The following is a 16,607-nucleotide window of genomic DNA, read 5'->3' on the forward strand; positions in this document are numbered from 1 at the left end:
TTGTCTCCCTGGATTGCCACTTTAAACACCTATGCCTATAGAATCAACAATAGCTCGTGATGGCATTAACAATGAATTGTATTAATGTTTTTTATCAACTTAATGGTTTTATTTTGTTTTTAAGTATGTATGAAGAGTTTTTGATTAAAAATTGAAATAATAAACAATTTAATTTAATTCCATAATCATTTAGCATTGAAAATAAAAATTTATGAAAGAAAAATCAAATATTTCAAAAAAGGATAAACCTTTAACTATTTTTATAACAGGTGGTTCATCAGGTATTGGTTATCAAGCAGTTTTAAAATTAATTTCCCTTGGTCATAACATAATTTTACCATGTAAAAATATATCTAGAGCGAATGAAGTATCTACTAATATATTTAATCAATATCCAGTTGAATTATCTAAGAAAGGTAAGATTTATACTCCCATAATGGATCTTTCTGATTTAAAAAGTATTGATTCTTTGTGTTCTGAACTTAAAATTAAACGTGTGAAAATTGATGTTTTAATTTTGAATGCTGGTCTTCAATATACAGGATCAAAAACACCTAGGATGTCAACTCAAGGAGTTGAATTAACTTTTGCAGTCAATCATCTATCACATTTTTATCTTACACAAAAGATTTTACCTTTAATAGATAAGAACAATAATCCGAAAATAATTATTACCTCTTCAGAAGTTCATAACCCTAATAGTGGTGGAGGCAAAGTAGGATCTAAAGCAAGCTTAGGAAACTTAAAAGGATTAGAATCTGGACCAGGTTTTGAGATGATTGATGGAAATAAATTTAATGCTGATAAAGCTTATAAAGATAGTAAATTATGTAATATTCTTTTTGCAAGAAAGTTAAGTAATAATTTGATGAGAAAGAAATTGTTAATTCCTGTTATTGCATGGGCTCCAGGCTTGGTTATCTCTAGAGATAACCAAGGATTTTTTAGGTATAGCAGAAAATATAATCAATTAGGACAAATAATATTTGCTTTTTTAGCTAGAGATATTTTAAGAATAACTACATCCAATAAAAATGCAGGTTTAATTTTAAGCAATCTAACTTGTTTATGTAAATATAGAAAACCTGGTTTTAATTATTATAGTAATAAAATTATTTCATCAGGTAAATTTATTTTTGAAGATGCTGATATCAGTAATGATGCCCAAAGAGGAGACTTGTCAGATAATTTGTGGGAGTTATCGCAATCTCTAATAGATAAGATAAATAGATAAATATCTCTTATTTATTTACATGAATTGTTTGAGTTGGATATGCGAAGTTAATATTTTCATTTTGGAACTTCTTCATTATTTCTAGATTAATCTCTTGCTGAGCTGACATTGCTTGAAGATAATCACTTGTAGGAATGTAATAGACAAGTTCAAAATCAAGACTGCTATTTGCAAATTCGATAAAATGACATCGGTCGAAGATTGCATTTTCCGTTTTATCAACGATATTTTTTATCATCATAGGTATGTTCTTTGTTTGTTCATATGTAGTTTCGTAGACCACGCCTAATTTATGAACCAGTCTTCTTTTCTTCATCTCAGCATAATTTGATATTACTCCATTTGTGAGTCTGCTATTGCTCATTACTATGGCTTCTCCGTTGATACTTCTTAATCGTGTGGATCTGACACCTACGCTCTCAACTTTTGCCCAGATCCCATCAATATGAATAAATTGGCCACTTTGAAATGGTTTATCTAGGAGAATCGTTATATATTCAAAGAATTCTTGAACTGGTTCCTTTAAGGCGAGTCCAGCTCCTATACCTCCTGCACTTAAAAGAGCCCAAATGGCTGCCATTTGAACACCCATATTTTGAAGATAAAAAATAACCCCTAGACTCCAAACAGATGCCCCGACCATTGGACTAAGTGAACGAATCATTTCGCTGATAGATTGATCGTTAATCTTGCTTGCCCATCTTTGTATTATTTTCAAAAATACTCTATTAACAAATCTGACAATATAAATAAGACATAGAAACTTACTAATACCAATTAAGGTCTTATCTACTATTCCACCAATTAGTAAGACTTTCCATGCAACTATGAAACTTAAGATAAATCCTAAAGGTTTAATAGTCTCAATTAAAAGAGTAGCTATGTAGTCATCTGTTTTGCTTTGTGTTGCAGAGGTTATTCTCCTTAAAATCTTCTTTAGGATCTTTGGACTAACCAGGGAAATAATGCAACCTATACTAAAAGTAAGTAATGAAATAATAATGTTTTTATAAAAATCATCCATGATGTCAGATTACTTTTCTTCAGACTGCCTGAAAAAAATGATTTGTCTAGATTTTTTCTAATTATTTAATTTGAAAATGATTTTTTCATAATTTTACTAACCTCCCTAAATTCTTTTCTATCAGAGGTTTTACATAATTCACATATTAGACTTTCAGTCGTGGAAGCAACTGCACCAGATAATATAACCCTTAAAAATGCAGTATCATTATCTATTTTATTTCTACTTCCAATAGCATCTCGTGGGATTAGTATGTTTAACCCTTTTTGTAAAAGATCAATTGATGTCTGAAGAATACATATATGACTCTCAATTCCACAAACTATTATATTTTTAAAATTATATTCATTTATATAATTTATAAAGTTCTTATTCTTACTACAACTAAATTCCATTTTTTCAAATTTAGGATATTTATTATTGTTTGAAATTGACTCTATAGTCTGCCCAAGCTTCAATGGATTTTGTTCCGTAATAGCTATGCGAACATTAAGCAAATTGCAGGTATCGATAAGCTTTTTAATATTAAAAATTAATAGTTGATTATCTTTAATATTGTTTATAAGCTTTTGTTGCATATCTATTATAAGTAATAATGTTTCATCCTCTACTATTATTTTGTTATTATTATTATTATTTACATTGATTGTGGATAAATCTTTTTTTAAAGATTGATTCATTTTAGAGTTTTTCTGTTTATTTAAATATAAATGATCTGATAAACATATACATCATTTCTTTCAAAACCACTCTGAGTAAGTCTTCACTTGGTTGCACGCTGTTCTCATTACGCTAGACTATTGAGAAAATAAAGCTGATATTGATTTCTCCTCCTTCCTTTCGAACCCATCCTTCTCCTCTTGAATCTGGTCTTCGATCAGATGGCAAAAGAATGACCCCTCAAAGGAAAAAGGTTCTTTCTTTATTTGAAGAGATTGGCTCTGGAATTCATCTCAGTGCGGAGGAAGTACATTCCAAATTGACTATATCTGGGGAGAAGATTTCTCTTGCGACTATTTACAGAACCTTAAGACTCTTGGTCAAGATGACTTTCCTTAATGAACTTGATTTAAGTGAGGGAGGCAATAGGTTCGAATTGCTTAGTCATGATCATCCAGATCATCATCATTTGATTTGTATTCGTTGTGGTAGAACAGAAGAGTTTGAAAATAATGATGTTATTAATGCTGGTAAAGCAGCAGCTGAAAAATTCGGATTTAAATTATTGGAGTCATCGTTAAACGTAAGGGCATTATGTCCAATTTGTCTTAATAAATAAACTTTTTTTAACTTAATTCTCCACCACAACTCGAACCAGCTCCAGCGGTGCAGCCATAACAATGATTCCCTACTGAAATAGGATTATTCTTTAAAGAGACAAGTGGAATCAATAGATCATTCAAGTGATTAATCCTACCATTTTTCTTTATTCCTAATTGTTGGTTAAAATCACAATCATATAGATAACCTTTCCAGTCAACACTCAGAGTTGTTCTACACATTACTGAGTTAAGATTTCCTGGATTATGACTATCTTTAAGTAATTTATTATATTCTTCTAGTTTTCCAATTATATTTAAATAGTTTTCATATCTATTAATTGGCATATTAGCTAAAACAAATAAATTCGAGAAAAAAATACCATACCTTTCTTTTAGTTCTAGTCTATAATTATCTTCTAATTCTTTTTGAGATGGTGGAAGTTGTGGACCACTTGGATTATAAACTAGATTCAAAAGTAGACCTTGATCTTTTATGCCGTAACCAAAATTGTTAAGCTGTTTAAGAGCTAATATACTTTTTTCAAAAACACCTTTTCCTCGTTGTTTGTCTACATTATCCTCGAGATAACAGGGCAGTGACGCAGTTATTTGTACCTTATTTGATGCTAAAAAACTTGCTAAATTTTCATAACCTGGCTCTGTAAGTATTGTTAAATTACACCTGTCCATTACTTCAACATCAAGACTACGTACTTCTCTTACTAAATGTTTAAATTTAGGGTGAAGTTCAGGCGCTCCTCCTGTAATATCTAATAGCTTAATATTATTAACCTTTATAACTTTAGGTATAAGATTTATAATATCGTCGCTCATCATTTCTGTTCTGCTTGGACTAGAATTAACGTGACAATGACTACAGGCTTGATTACATTTATAACCAATATTTATTTGCAAAGTATTAAGATAGTCTCTCTTGATTTTTGGAAATTTTGCTTTAGTCATCTCCATAGAGATCTATATGTATCTAGCATTAAAACTCATTATAATTAAAATATTTATTAAAACGGGAATATTTTATAATTTTTTTTACTAATAAGTTAAAAGTTACTAGCTAATTGTTTAAACCATTCTATATATTCTTTTGGACCATCATTGATAATCATATTGAATTTTAAATCATCATTAGGATCGCTAATGCCTGTCATATCAGTTCCATTAATTCTTGGCCTTAATACCTGATTGTTGCAGCTGTTAACAAATACAACTTGATTATCTTTCTTATATGACTCTCCCAACCTTTGGATCAATGTTAAAAAACCTCTATCGCTCCCACCTCTTAACCAAGAATTATCTTTATTACTTTTGACAGAGGTTACTGTATCGCCAATACCTATTAGTAGTGGCATTTGATCATTAGGAATTTTATCTCTGCAAAGTTCTATTAATTTATTATGTGTCTTTGGGGCATTCCTGACGTTAAAGTTTTCACCGAAAGGATAAATGCCGGTTTTATTTTCTATGTATTTATTTAATAGTAATAAAAGACCTGCTTCTTTTATTGCACCTTTTATAATGAACTGAATGTCTGTTGTTCCGAATTCTTTTTGAGTTGAATATTTCATTATCTCTTTGCCATCTCTTATCCCTAGATTTGGCATCAAATGCAGATAAAAAGAGTTATCTAAACCATTATTTTTAGACTCTTCTAGTAAATTATTCATTATTTTCTCCATAATCAATTGCAAATCTTTAACTTTTTCAAAATCATTTTTAACATTGTTAAAAATTTCATTAAAGTTTAGAGTGGGAGTAAATCGTGTATCACATACAGCTACATCAATTAATTTATTTCTAAAATCATTTGAAAGATTTGGTAAGAATTTTTTTAATTCATAAGTTAACATTGATCGCATCATTTTTGGAACTTCTGATAAAAAGTTAATTTCATTATCTTTGAGCCCTGGATGAGATAAGTTACTAAATCTATCTTGCAATTCAACTCCACACGCCGCAAGGCCAGGTAAGTAAAAGCCATTTTCTTTTGCTAAAGTTTTTGAATTAAGTGCCTTCTCTACTAAACGATTAACGCCTCTTCTGCCTTCATGCTCCCCGCAGGTTAGGACTGCAAACTTCTCTTTTAATCTGGAAACGTCCTTCACATATTCTTTATTGATCTCTCTTTTGAGTGGGTCTTGAACTAGTGGGATACAAACGCCGTCAAGATCCTGAACTATTAGGATGTTTTGTTCATTTATTATAATGTCAATAACTTCTTCTTTTGTCTTGAACATTTTCATAAAAGAAGCCTTTAAATATTATCTTACTCAGGCTTTAATTAATATACACTTTCTTGTCAGTTCTTATTCTTAAATAAGTATATAGATATATATTCAGTCTAATAAAAACTATTTTATAATTTCCTTATTATTGTATATAATGTAATTGAATGCAAATAAACAGTGTTTGATAAGAATTTAAGTAATAGCTTCTTTGCCGAGCCTTATTCAAGTGAGTCTGTAACTATAAGAATCAGAGAGGTTTTGAATGGAAAAGTAGGATTTTATAGTGTCGGTCTTTACCCTGCCTCTCTTGCCTATAACTGTGCCTTGCAAAATGAAGGATATAATATTCTTTTAGCCCCTAGGGACGGGAGAGAAATTTTAGGAGCTTTTTCTCATATTGATCTCTCTGAAATGGATGACAGTGTTAAAAATAAAATTGAATCAATGGCCATTTCAAATGATAATAAATCAGTAAGATATAATACTCTTAAGGATTTAATAGTTAACTGTGAATTAGTTGTTTTAAGTTCAAATAGTAAACATATAATAAATGATGTTAATTTAGCATTTAAACTTAAAAAAGAGCTTAATCGAGATAATGTTGTACTTGCATGCTTGGTTGGTTCATTTTGCCATGATTATAACTTGAATGAATCTTTTGTTTTGTGCGAGAAATTAAACAACCTGGCTTTCTTTTCAGGGTTTCATCGACATGGAGCTCTTCGAAATCCATTAGATAGTTTTACTGCTAATTTTTGCCATCCAGATGCGATGAATGCAATATTAGGTGCAAAACTATTAAATAAAATTTCACCAAATATTCAGGTTTCTGCAGGCATACATAACGTTGAGGGGCAATATATAAAAGCTGCCAAAAATATATCTTCTATTTTAGCGGGTTTTGGTCATACTTTTCATAAGAATAATCCTGGATTACTTCCAACTTTATTGACCCTATTATTAGATCAATGTTTAGATCAGGCAGCCTATGTTTCTATGAGTCGATCAGACAGGGAGAACTTATATACAAAACAACCCTTTCCTATTACTGAACTTGGATATAGTGTCCAACGTATAGAGGCGTCCCTCCTTAAGGATGGTGATTTTACTCAGGTAAGAGATCATACTTTTACTCAATTGACAGCCATGGTCGCCGACGTGAGAGGGAGTATGATGCTTCCTGTAAGTGGTAAACCAACTAGGAATTTTCAAGCTGGTGAAGTCCTCGCAGAGAAGATGATTCAGTATAAAAGATGCCCAAAAGGGATAGAGGAGTTTATAGAATGGTGCGAAGACGCTGGTCTTAAAAGGGGAGCTTTAGAAGGAATAAATTCTTTAAATTATTGGCCATATATCTTGAGAAAATATTCAATACCTATTAATAATGCATCAATGATAAATCTTCTATTCATGTGCATAATGGCTCCTGAAGAGATTAAACCTGATATTTATAATGTTTTAATTAGTAGTCGTGAATTAGCTAATTATTGTCAAGAATCTGTTAAATCATGTCAGAGCAAAAAAATATCTAATTCTCTAAATAATTTTCATTTACAATCTTCCATTGATTTTGTAGTAAAGTTATTAACCGATAAAGATCGATCAGTTTTTGAATTAACTGAGATTGATTTTGATAATCCTCTAGAATCTTCAGATAAGAAAACTTATAAAAAGGTTATTGATTATATAGAAACTTATTTAATGGAATATAATTTATAAAATAAATTATATGGATTTTAAAAAAATAAATTTCATTTCAAAGAAATTTTTTAATAATAGTACAGTTTTAAAGATAGATTTGCTAGATTCTGGTCTTATAAATAAAACGTATATTGTTGAACATTTAAGTTATGGTAAAAAGTCTAAATATATTTTACAGTGTCTTAGTAATATATTTGAATCACCTGAAATAGTTAATATTAATCATAAATTAATAACAGATCATATTAAGAAAAAAATAAATAAAAATGATCTTAACTTTTACTCTCAAAGGTGGGAGGTCCCAAGTTTAATAAGGTGTACTTCTAATAACCTTTTTCTATATCCTTTTGATGGTGACTTTTGGCGAGCAATGGTTTATATAGAAGATACTTTTAGTTTTGACATATTAGATGATAAATTAATGGCTTATCAAACTGGTCTTGGCCTTGCTAAGTTTCATTTATCATGTTCCGACTTTGATTTTAAAAATTTAAAAAGTAGTATTAATTATTTCCACAATACGAAGTACTTTATTGATCAGTTTTATATAAGCCTAAATGATTATGAATTTTTTAAACTAGATGAGCATGTTAATAAAAGGCTTCAAGAATTAATACTTAGTTTATCTAAGCACATTGTATATGTTGAATATATATTAGGACTTTTAAAGAAAAAATCAATAGATTATAATGTCATACATGGTGATCCTAAGCTAAGTAACTTTCTGTTTGACATTCAATATAAATATGTTGCTTCTTTGATTGATCTAGATACTGTCTCCTCTGGCTATTTACTTACGGATCTGGCTGATTGTATTCGTTCAATTTGTAATAAGGCTGGTGAGGATCCAGATAGTATTGATAATGTCTGCTTTGATATTAATTGTTGTATGTATTTTCTTAAAGGTTATTTCTCACTACCAATTAAAAGTGGTAATTATTGTTTTGAACTCCTTCCTGAATTCATTTATTTGATAATGATTGAATTAACTATTAGATTTCTGACTGACTTTTTACGATCAAATATATATTTTAAAATTAAATATCCAACACAGAATCTATATAGAGCAGAAGTTCAACATCGATTGCTTGCCAGTTTCGTTACTCAAATTCCTATTTTGTCAAATTCACTTTACGAAATAGGGATTTCTTCAAAATCAACTTTTTACTCAGATGTACAAAAAATTGTTTAGGGTTTCAGATATGCCAACTTGTCACTAAAGTGAATTTGTTATTTATTTTTTCTTGTGGCAAAGGAATTAACCCATAGGGCCGATGAGCTTAAACAATTAGGTTGGAATCAGGAAGATTTGTACAAATATATTGAATTATGGGATTACAGACAAAGATGGGGTTCCATAAATTTAGAGAGAGAAGATAGGTTGTTTCTTCGAAAAGCAGAATCTTTATTACCTGAAATTTCCAAAAATAAAGTATCAGTAAAAAAACCGCTCAAAGAAAAATCATATTATTGCTGGATTCAGTTCTTCCTAAATGAGATGAATAGTTTTGAGTCAAATGAAAATTTAGAAGAGGGTATGCGAGGGGTTTGGCCTATTTTCCTAGAGGAAGAACTTAGAGTAATTGATTATTTTGAGCCAGTCTTAGGCTTGCCGGATACTATTAAAGCTAAATTAATTGGTCCTATTAGGGAGGATTTGGTCAAAATAGCTTTAGAAATCTATAAAGAATCAATTATTACAAAGCAATTTGATTTCCAAGGGGCGCTGGATAATGCCAAATCGAGTGGCGAAAACTCTAGTTGGAGATCTCTTAGAGATAATGATTATGAAAGTAATCAAGACTATCAAATTATTAATAAATCATCCGTTTTGGAATTTCGTAAAAAAGTAAATGAAAAGCTTTTATCTTTTATAAAAGATAATTTGCCATCATTAGCAGAGTCAGATAAATCTTTACCTCCTAATGATTGGATAAGTTAAGTAGCCATTTCACAACTTATGTGGCTAAAAAGAAATAAGAGATAATTAATTCTTTGACTTCCCAACGTTTTGAAACTCTTCAGTTGCACGCAGGCCAAGTACCAGATCCTGTTACCAATTCTAGAGCGGTTCCTATTTATCAGACAAGTTCATATGTTTTTAACGATGTAGATCATGGAGCGAACTTATTTGGATTGAAGGAATTTGGAAATATCTATACTCGCTTGATGAATCCTACAACGGATGTTTTTGAAAAAAGAATTGCAGCGCTTGAAGGAGGGGTAGCAGCTTTAGCTACAGCATCAGGACAGTCTGCACAATTCATTGCGATTTCCAATTTCCTTACCGCAGGAGATAGCTTTGTTTCAACATCGTTTTTGTATGGAGGAAGCTACAACCAATTTAAAGTTCAATTTCCGCGTTTAGGGATTAATGTCAAGTTTGCTGATGGCGATGATGCAGAAAGCTTTGAAAAACAAATTGACTCATCTACAAAAGCAATTTATGTAGAGTCTATGGGGAATCCTAGGTTTAATATTCCTGATTTTGACGGTCTATCGCAATTAGCTAAATCGAAAAATATTCCTTTAATTGTTGATAACACTTTAGGTGCTGCTGGAGCTTTAATTCGCCCTATTGAACATGGGGCAGATGTAGTTGTTCAAAGTGCTACAAAATGGATAGGAGGTCATGGTACTAGTCTTGGAGGAGTAATTGTTGATGCAGGAACTTTTGACTGGGGAAATGGAAAATATCCTTTAATGAGTCAACCAAGTGCGGCTTATCATGGTTTAGTTCATTGGGATGCTTTTGGATTTGGGAGTGATATTTGTGGAATGCTTGGAGTTCCTTCAGATCGAAATATTGCGTTTGCTCTAAGAGCTAGGTTAGAGGGGTTGCGAGATTGGGGCCCTGCAATTAGTCCGTTTAATTCATTTTTATTACTTCAAGGATTAGAAACATTAAGTTTAAGAATAGAAAGACATTGCTCTAATGCTCTTTCATTGGCTAAGTGGTTAGATGATCATTCAAAAGTTGATAACGTTAGTTATCCAGGCTTGCCAACGGATAAATATCATTCAAGAGCCTCTTCTTATATGACTAATAGAGGAAAAGGTTCGATGTTGATTTTCTCTCTGAAAGGGGGCTTTGATGATGCTGTAACTTTTATAAACTCTTTGAAACTTTCTAGTCATCTAGCAAACGTAGGAGATGCAAAAACATTAGTAATTCATCCTGCTTCAACAACTCATCAACAATTATCACCCGAAGAACAGTTGTCCGCTGGTGTTACTCCGACTATGGTAAGAGTGTCTGTTGGCATAGAACATATTGATGATATTTTAGAGGATTTTGAGCAGGCTCTAAATTTAATTTGATTTTCCCAGGAGGTATATAGATATGGCTTTAATACTTCCTCGTAGTTATCATAAAATTTCTTCAATTGAAAAAAATCATATTTCATGGATTGAGCCTGAATTAGCAGAAAGACAAGATATTAGACCTCTTAGGATTGGGATATTGAATATTATGCCTTTGGGAAAGCAATATGAATTTAATTTATTGCACCCGTTAGGCCTTTCTCCTCTTCAAATAGAACCTATTTGGATAAGATTAAAATCTCACTCATATAGAACTTGGGATTTAGAACATCTAAAAAATTTATATGTTCATTGGGAGGAGGCAATGACTCCAACACCTTTAGATGGGTTGATTATTACTGGAGCACCTGTGGAACACCTGCCTTTTGAAGAAGTCAATTACTGGAAAGAATTAGTAAATCTAATTGAAGAAGCGAAATTGAAATGTGCAAGTACTTTAGGTTTGTGTTGGGCTGGTTTTGCAATGGCCTATTTAGCTGGAGTAGAGAAAAAGAATTTTAATAAAAAACTTTTTGGTGTATATCCTTTGAGGAGCCTTGTCCCTGGTCATTCTTTAATGGGAACGCAAGATGACGAATTTTTCTGTCCCCAGAGTAGGCATGCTGGCTTATTAGACTTTGAAATGGAGAAAGCAGAAAAAGAAGGTAGGTTAAGACTATTGGCTCATGGAGAGAAAGTAGGATATACAATTTTTGAAACTCCAGATCAAAAGCAATTGATTCACTTAGGACATCCTGAATATAACGTTGACCGATTAAAATCTGAGATGGAAAGAGATAGAAAAAGAGGTGACGTGCCTCCGCCAGAAAATTTTGATTTGGACAAATCAAAAACTTCGTGGCGATCCCATCGTAACTTATTATTCCAACAATGGTTGTGGTTCTGTTACCAACATGTGAGCTTAAGTGTCTAATTTTTTTTGCTTTATTGGTGTATAGATTATTGGGTTACTGATTAATATAAAGATAACTATTTCAAAGGTGGCATTACATTATTTGGATCATAAATAGCTTTGATTTCTTGTAATTTAGGGAGCCAATCTTTGAATGCTGATGACAGTTCTCTTTGATGCCATTGCAAATGAGGGTGTATCTGTGCAAGGTGTACTCCTGGACATATAAATTCTAGATTATCCCAAGACTCTTCCATCCATTTCAGTGTCCTATTTCTCTCTGATTCATCATAGGATTTCCAAGCACCATTAATCCAAGGTTTCCAGATTGCATCACGATGAATAAACGAGGTATCTATGTCTTTTAAATGTGTTAAACCTCCTAATTGTTGAGAGGCAATATAACAACTTTTGTTAGGCCTTTTATCTATTAAATCCTTAATTATTTTTAGTACCCTGGTATTTTTTTCTTCCCAAGCAGGACCAAGTAAACCAATTACCTCAGAATGGTTTGAGCTATTATTTATATTATTTCCTGCGCTTAAAGTTGGTAAAGAATTCAAGCTTGTAAATTTACTAATAATTCGATTACACATGAACGGCAATCTTTCTAACAAGTTAGTTAATTGAGCTTCATGATCTGTATTTTTCACCTCACCAATTGCATGTGCAAAAATATTTTCTCCATAAACCCATTGGAAGCTTAGTGAGTTAGGCCAGTTCTCTGCTTGATTAAGACATTCTGATAACTGTGATAATGAAAGATTTGCTGTCCAACTTAATACTGGTCTTAATGGTTGAGTTTTTAATTTTACTTTTGTGATAATGCCAAGAAATATAGCGGCTCCGCAAAGGGCTTTCCATTCAAGATTTATTTCTTTGGATTCCATTGGTCTAAATAAATGAAACTCTTCTCCATTACCCCAAAAACCTTTAATTTCTATAATTTGATCAATTGCTAATCCTCTACTTCTACTAAGGGGACTTATTCCACCAGTTAAGATATACCCCATTCCCGTTTTCCCAGATAAACCAATTGGAAAACTTCTTTTATGATTAATTAAAAAATCAGATAAAGCTCCCATTTTTACTCCAGCTTCAATTTCTACAAACTTTTGATCAAAATCAAAAAATATGTTTTGGTAGTTTTTTCTTAGGTCTACAATCCAGTGTTTATCTGCTGCTGCTCTACTTGTGGTTCCCCCACTGGATACTAAAAAGGGAACTGAAGTTTTTTGGGATGATTGCAGTGATTGGAACAATTCCGAATTGACTTTCTCCACAACTCCAAGGACATCACTATCCCTAGAATTTTGATTTTGCAGTGATATTAAATTTTTAATAATTTGCTCCTTTTTCTATAATGAATTTCTTAAGTTGATATTTTATAAAATTATATTCAACTAAAGTAAATTATTGTCTAAAAAGCGTTTTGATTTATTCGGCTTCAATCACTTATAAATATCCAACGAATATTGGTATAGTTTTATGCGGTCATGGGAGTAGAGACCCTAAAGCCATAGAAGAGTTTATTAATGTAGTCGAAAAAATAAAATTGAGAATACCTAATATTCCAGTTGTATTTGGATTCCTAGAATTTAATCGACCAATAATCAGCGAGGCCTTAGATCAACTTAGAAATATTGGAGTTGAGAGAGTCATTGCTTTACCAGCGATGCTATTCGCAGCGGGACATACTAAAAATGATATTCCTGCAGTTTTGAATAAGTACTCTGCTGAAAAAGGACTTACTATTCAATATGGCAGGGAGCTTGGACTGAATTCTTTGATGATTGGGGCGGCTGGAGCAAGAGTCAAGGAAATAATTGACAGTAATCCAATATTCCCTTTATCAGAAACATTACTTGTTGTAGCTGGGAGGGGTTCCTCAGATCCTGATGCAAATTCAAATGTTTGTAAAATCACAAGGATGCTTGTTGAAGGATTTGGCTTTGGATGGGGAGAAACCGTTTTTTCAGGAGTAACTTTTCCACTAGTTGAACCTGGTTTGAGACATGCCATAAAACTAGGGTTTAAAAGAGTAATTCTTTTACCTTATTTTCTTTTTTCTGGAGTTTTGGTAAGTCGTGTAAAAGATCATTCTTTGAGAGTCTCAAGAGAAAACCCTGATATTAATTTCTTAAATGCAAGATATTTGTCTGATCAAGATTTAGTTATTGATACTTTTTTAGAGAGATTTCATGAGGTGTTAAATGGAGAGAATTTTATGAATTGTGCTTTATGTAAATATCGCTCTAATTTATTAGGTTTTGAAAGTGAGGTTGGACATGAGCAGGTCAGTCACCATGATCATGTTGAGGGGTGTCTAGATATCTCCCCAGAAAATAAAGAACATACACACTCGCATGAACATTTTCCTTATCCGCATGCTCAGCATCCTTTTGGACCTGTCACGCTTCGCTCTTTAAATAAAGGCCAAATCTAAAAAAAATAGGTTTAAATTAAAGAATCATTTGTCTCTTTCTTGCATGCGACGCAAGGGACTCGTTAATTATACATTTTTTTAATGTTTAGTTCCGGCTCTTTTCCCCAAGTGATTTCCACAACAAGTGAAGAGTTTTCCACTATGAAAAACTAAAAACCCTGTTTTCGTGAAGAGCTTGTGGGATTCAATGGATATTTTAATAGTAATTTACACTTAGCAATCTTAGGCGAATAAACCTAGTTCATTTGAGATGCTTCCTCGAGAACCCCTGACATGAGATGAGTCTATTGCTGTCTTGGATTTTTGGTAAAGCTTTTCTTTATCGTTGACGTTTTATTCAAAATTTAAGATCCTTATCTCATGAATTTCGAACTTTTAAAAAAGGAAATGGAGTTTAATCAAATTGAAACTAGTATTGACTCGATAAAAAGTGATGAGCTCTGTTGTTGTGAAAATGACTTGGACCTTATGTCCATAAGTCTTGAAGCTGAGGTACCTGAAGCTCTATATGTAGGCATGAAGGATTTTATAAGTGGAAACCAGAATTGGGATCAATCCAAACTTATTAGCTCAGCTATCGCAAATTTTCTTTTTCAAAATGGTTCTGATGACAGGGCTGTTACTGAGAAGTATTTGAATGATATTTTTAATCTTTAAAGTCGATAATTGCCTTTTCGCAAGCTCTTTTAGTTATTGCCATCATTGTTAAGGTTGGGCTTTGCCAAGATGAAGTTGGCCAGCAAGCTCCATCAACTACCAATACATTGCTGCATTCCCATAGCCGATTCCAATTGTCTAAAACGCTCTTTTCTTTGTCATTTCCCATTGGTGCTCCTCCTACTTCATGTATGTAATAACCAGGGGGTGGAGCTTCTTTTTTAGTAGCAACAGATTTACTTAGAATTTGTTTGGTAAATGGAATATTTAGGATTTCATTCGCAGGAATAATTTTACCTTTTCCAGCATTGATAATAAGTTCAATCATTTTGTTCATTTCTTGGACCATTCTTTTCTCATTTTCACGCCAAACTATTGATATATGTGGGATGGAAATATCATATCTATCTTTGCTCTTTGAGAGAGAAACAGTGTTTTTAAGATTAGGGAGTACTTCTCCATGACCAATAAGGAATCCTGTTTTTGTATTTTTATATTTTTTTAAAATATCTGGAGGCTCAAATCTATCGATTCCTCCCCATATTCCATATCCTCCGACAAAGTTGTTTTGAGTTGATCTGTCTCTCCCGATGGGGATAAAGAAGCTACCTGCGCCTGTTAAAAGATGATTATTATTTTTGTCTGAATAGTTAGTCAAATTCTTTTCAATTGGGACATTAAAAAACCTGCAGGTTGATATATGATCCATTAAGTTCTTACCCAATGAATTGGAGGGGTCAATTAGACCATTTGAATTATTACTTTCTTCGGAACTTAATAGAATTCTAATTGTTTGTATTGTTGATGAACATAAGATGATTAATTTACTTTCTAACTCACTTCTCTCTCCATTTTTTTGATTTACTATAATAAGACTTTTCGCAGCTTTTCTATTCTTATTTAAGACTATTTTTTCTACAATATGATTTGTAAGTAGTTCAACCTTCCCTAACCTAGCCGCTTCTTTTAAAGTGCTACCTAAACTGCTAAATCTGGGCCATTTTGTTTTATCTGTATTCGCCCCAAATCCTCTGGAATGAATGAAGGGAAGATTTAATTTTTCTTTTATGTTGGAGGCGAATCTTGCTTCGCTTTCTGTGAATGGAAGTTTGCCAATATATTCACCATTAGGTAGTTGCTTGAGGTCATCTTTGTTGCCATATACTTTTAAAAACCTCTCTATTTCTGAATAATGTGACTCAAGATCTTCATAATTAATAGGCCATTCAAGGTTGTATTCTTTATCTTTTGAGGCTTTAAAATCTTCGTCGGCTAATCTTAAGGTTATTCCTCCCCAAGTAAGGCTTCTTCCACCAACTTGATTTCCTTGCGTCCACATGAATGGAGATTTTGCTGGGTGAGTGTAAGGATTTGTTTTTTTGTTTGCATATAGTAAGGGATTTGATTTCCAGAAACCTGGATGTTGAGGTTGATTTTGATAAATTCCAGTTGATACTCCTATCAGTCTCCTAATGAGATTGCAAGGCTCAGTTCCATTTGCCTGCTTGATTTCTAGTTCAGGACCTCTTTCAATTACTAATACTCTTACGCCTGCCTTCGCCATTGTTAACGCAGCCATCCCTCCCGTTGCGCCGGAGCCGACAATTATAACTTCATACGGCTTGTCAATCATTTCTAGGAACTTGTATATTTAAAATTTGGTAGATTTTAAATTATTTTTTGATACATAAAATATATATTAAATCATAGGGTTAGTTTTTAGGTAGTTAGAAAATTTGATTAACTTATATCGTTTTTATTTTTTTTAATAAAACTTTAGCATGCAATATTTTCTATTTGATGGCTGTTAAATTATTAAGATCA

At 32.2% G+C, this 16,607-nt stretch carries 15 protein-coding genes; 9 read left to right on the top strand and 6 right to left on the bottom strand.

What is annotated here, in order from left to right:
- Window positions 1-211: 211 nt before the first annotated feature.
- Window positions 212-1,234 carry an SDR family NAD(P)-dependent oxidoreductase gene (locus AC6EJB_RS00375; RefSeq protein ID WP_498491669.1) on the top strand — a complete coding sequence of 341 codons (1,023 nt, stop codon included), beginning with the start codon at window positions 212-214 and terminating at the stop codon, window positions 1,232-1,234.
- 7 nt (window positions 1,235-1,241) lie between these two features.
- Here AC6EJB_RS00375 and AC6EJB_RS00380 read toward each other — a convergent pair whose 3' ends face one another.
- Window positions 1,242-2,258, bottom strand: a complete 1,017-nt coding sequence (locus AC6EJB_RS00380; protein ID WP_498491671.1) for a mechanosensitive ion channel family protein — start codon at window positions 2,256-2,258, stop codon at window positions 1,242-1,244.
- 65 nt (window positions 2,259-2,323) lie between these two features.
- On the bottom strand, window positions 2,324-2,938 hold the full coding sequence (locus AC6EJB_RS00385) for an isochorismatase family protein (protein WP_498491672.1): 615 nt from the start codon (window positions 2,936-2,938) through the stop codon (window positions 2,324-2,326).
- A 134-nt stretch (window positions 2,939-3,072) separates the two neighbouring features.
- On the opposite strand from AC6EJB_RS00385, the gene AC6EJB_RS00390 reads away from it, so the two are divergent.
- Window positions 3,073-3,537 carry a Fur family transcriptional regulator gene (locus AC6EJB_RS00390; protein WP_498493054.1) on the top strand — a complete coding sequence of 155 codons (465 nt, stop codon included), beginning with the start codon at window positions 3,073-3,075 and terminating at the stop codon, window positions 3,535-3,537.
- A gap of 7 nt (window positions 3,538-3,544) precedes the next feature.
- On the opposite strand, the gene arsS is transcribed toward AC6EJB_RS00390, so the two are convergent.
- Window positions 3,545-4,489 (bottom strand): arsenosugar biosynthesis radical SAM (seleno)protein ArsS, encoded by a 945-nt coding sequence (arsS, locus tag AC6EJB_RS00395; RefSeq protein ID WP_498491674.1) that lies wholly within the window; start codon window positions 4,487-4,489, stop codon window positions 3,545-3,547.
- Between the two features lie 89 nt (window positions 4,490-4,578).
- The gene (gene stpA / locus AC6EJB_RS00400) at window positions 4,579-5,772 is read right to left on the bottom strand and encodes a glucosylglycerol 3-phosphatase (RefSeq protein ID WP_498491675.1); all 1,194 of its coding nucleotides are present in this window, start codon (window positions 5,770-5,772) and stop codon (window positions 4,579-4,581) included.
- 168 nt (window positions 5,773-5,940) lie between these two features.
- On the opposite strand from stpA, the gene AC6EJB_RS00405 reads away from it, so the two are divergent.
- From AC6EJB_RS00405 to AC6EJB_RS00425, 5 genes are read left to right on the top strand one after another with little or no spacing between them, the layout of a single operon-like run.
- Complete coding sequence (locus AC6EJB_RS00405) at window positions 5,941-7,482, top strand: DUF8648 domain-containing protein (protein WP_498491676.1); 1,542 nt, start codon at window positions 5,941-5,943, stop codon at window positions 7,480-7,482.
- A 10-nt stretch (window positions 7,483-7,492) separates the two neighbouring features.
- Window positions 7,493-8,656 carry a phosphotransferase gene (locus tag AC6EJB_RS00410; RefSeq protein WP_498491677.1) on the top strand — a complete coding sequence of 388 codons (1,164 nt, stop codon included), beginning with the start codon at window positions 7,493-7,495 and terminating at the stop codon, window positions 8,654-8,656.
- Window positions 8,657-8,710: 54 nt separating this feature from the next.
- On the top strand, window positions 8,711-9,406 hold the full coding sequence (locus AC6EJB_RS00415) for a hypothetical protein (RefSeq protein ID WP_498491679.1): 696 nt from the start codon (window positions 8,711-8,713) through the stop codon (window positions 9,404-9,406).
- Window positions 9,407-9,459: 53 nt separating this feature from the next.
- Window positions 9,460-10,785 carry an O-acetylhomoserine aminocarboxypropyltransferase/cysteine synthase family protein gene (locus AC6EJB_RS00420; RefSeq protein WP_498491680.1) on the top strand — a complete coding sequence of 442 codons (1,326 nt, stop codon included), beginning with the start codon at window positions 9,460-9,462 and terminating at the stop codon, window positions 10,783-10,785.
- A 22-nt stretch (window positions 10,786-10,807) separates the two neighbouring features.
- On the top strand, window positions 10,808-11,701 hold the full coding sequence (locus AC6EJB_RS00425; RefSeq protein WP_498491681.1) for a homoserine O-succinyltransferase: 894 nt from the start codon (window positions 10,808-10,810) through the stop codon (window positions 11,699-11,701).
- Between the two features lie 56 nt (window positions 11,702-11,757).
- Here the strand turns inward: AC6EJB_RS00425 and AC6EJB_RS00430 are convergent, their stop codons facing one another.
- Complete coding sequence (locus AC6EJB_RS00430; protein WP_498491682.1) at window positions 11,758-12,963, bottom strand: FAD-binding protein; 1,206 nt, start codon at window positions 12,961-12,963, stop codon at window positions 11,758-11,760.
- Between the two features lie 149 nt (window positions 12,964-13,112).
- Here AC6EJB_RS00430 and AC6EJB_RS00435 point away from each other — a divergent pair, with 149 nt between their 5' ends.
- Window positions 13,113-14,126 (top strand): sirohydrochlorin chelatase, encoded by a 1,014-nt coding sequence (locus tag AC6EJB_RS00435; RefSeq protein ID WP_498491683.1) that lies wholly within the window; start codon window positions 13,113-13,115, stop codon window positions 14,124-14,126.
- A gap of 387 nt (window positions 14,127-14,513) precedes the next feature.
- Window positions 14,514-14,783, top strand: coding sequence for a DUF2811 domain-containing protein (locus AC6EJB_RS00440; protein WP_498493056.1), 270 nt, complete (start codon window positions 14,514-14,516; stop codon window positions 14,781-14,783).
- Here the strand turns inward: AC6EJB_RS00440 and AC6EJB_RS00445 are convergent.
- Entirely contained in the window at window positions 14,773-16,416 is a 1,644-nt protein-coding gene (locus AC6EJB_RS00445; protein ID WP_498491684.1) for a GMC oxidoreductase, read from the bottom strand. The two genes, AC6EJB_RS00440 and AC6EJB_RS00445, sit on opposite strands and share 11 nt — an antisense overlap.
- Between the last annotated feature and the right edge of the window lie 191 nt (window positions 16,417-16,607).

It is taken from the genome of Prochlorococcus sp. G4PB17, from assembly GCF_059772445.1.